The organism is Rhizobium terrae (assembly GCF_003425685.1).
GTDB lineage: Bacteria > Pseudomonadota > Alphaproteobacteria > Rhizobiales > Rhizobiaceae > Neorhizobium > Neorhizobium terrae.
In genome coordinates, this window is sequence record NZ_QJKM01000073.1 from 1 (window position 1) to 1,321 (window position 1,321).

Below are 1,321 nucleotides of genomic sequence, written 5' to 3' on the forward strand. Positions count from 1 at the left end.
TGAACCGCACCGGGTTTGCCGGAGACCCCAACTCGTGAGAAGTAGGGTCTATGACAAGCAAAACGACGAACAAATTTTCTCCTGAAGTCCGTGCCCGCGCTGTTCGAATGGTGACGGAGCATGAAGCCGAACATCCCTCCCGTTGGGCGGCGGTCTCCTCGATAGCGGCCAAGATCGGCTGCTCGGCGCATACGCTGCATGAATGGGTGAAGAAGGCCGAGGTCGACAGCGGCAAGCGTGCAGGTCTGCCGAGTGACGTGGCTGAGAAGATGAAGGCTCTGGAACGGGAGAACCGGGAGCTTCGTCAGGCGAATGAGATTCTACGCAAAGCCTCGGCATATTTTGCCCAGGCGGAGCTCGACCGCCCACTGAAGCGATGATTTCCTTCATCGACGAACACCGCTCGGTGCTCGGGGTCGAGCCGATCTGCAGGCTGCTGCCGATTGCCCCGTCCACCTATTATGAGGTCGTCGCCAAGCGCACGGACGTGGGTCGCCTGTCGGTCCGCGAACGGAATGATATTGCCATGAAAGTCGAGATACGCAGGGTGTTCAACGAGAACTTCCAGGTCTATGGCGTGCGGAAAGTGTGGCGACAGTTGCAGCGAGAAGGCTTCGATATTGCTCGCTGCACCGTCGCAAGGCTCATGAGAATGATGGGTCTTCAAGGCATCATTCGTGGCAAGCCCATCAAAACCACTGTATCTGACAGGTCTGCCCCGTGTCCGCTCGACCGCGTCAATCGCCACTTCAAGGCTCCCGCGCCGAACATGCTGTGGTTATCCGATTTCACCTATGTCGCGACCTGGCAGGGCTTTGTTTACGTGGCCTTCGTGATTGACGCCTTCGCCCGCCGCATCGTCGGTTGGCGGGCAAGCCGGACGGCCCATGCGGGCTTTGTGCTCGATGCCCTCGAACAGGCGCTTCATGATCGGCGGCCCGTCAAACGTGGCGGGCTGGTTCATCATTCCGACCGCGGCTCGCAATACGTGTCCATTCGCTATTCCGAACGACTGGCCGAGGCGGGCATTGAGCCCTCTGTCGGAAGCGTTGGCGACAGTTACGACAATGCTCTCGCAGAAACGATCAACGGTCTTTACAAGGCCGAGGTCATCCATCGGCGAGGACCATGGCGCAACTTCGAAGCTGTGGAGTTCGCCACACTGGAATGGGTCGACTGGTTCAATCACCGCCGCCTTCTTGAACCCATCGGGAATATCCCGCCAGCCGAGGCGGAAGAACGATACTACGCCATGATGGACGTGCCAGCCATGGCCGCATAACTTAAACCAAACGGCCTCCGGTAAAGTCGGGGCGGTTCA

General features: G+C 59.0%; 1 protein-coding gene and 1 other annotated feature. The gene reads left to right on the forward strand.

Annotated features, from left to right (window positions below; translation table 11 throughout):
* Window positions 1-50: 50 nt before the first annotated feature.
* Window positions 51-1,282, forward strand: a protein-coding gene (locus DMO26_RS33445; protein ID WP_117196537.1) for an IS3 family transposase whose coding sequence is annotated in 2 segments (ribosomal slippage) — window positions 51-342 and window positions 342-1,282 — 1,233 coding nt in all. Because the reading frame shifts where the segments join, the coding sequence is not laid out codon by codon here.
* Window positions 335-451: a sequence feature (AL1L pseudoknot), on the forward strand. It overlaps the preceding gene by 117 nt.
* Window positions 1,283-1,321: the final 39 nt, after the last annotated feature.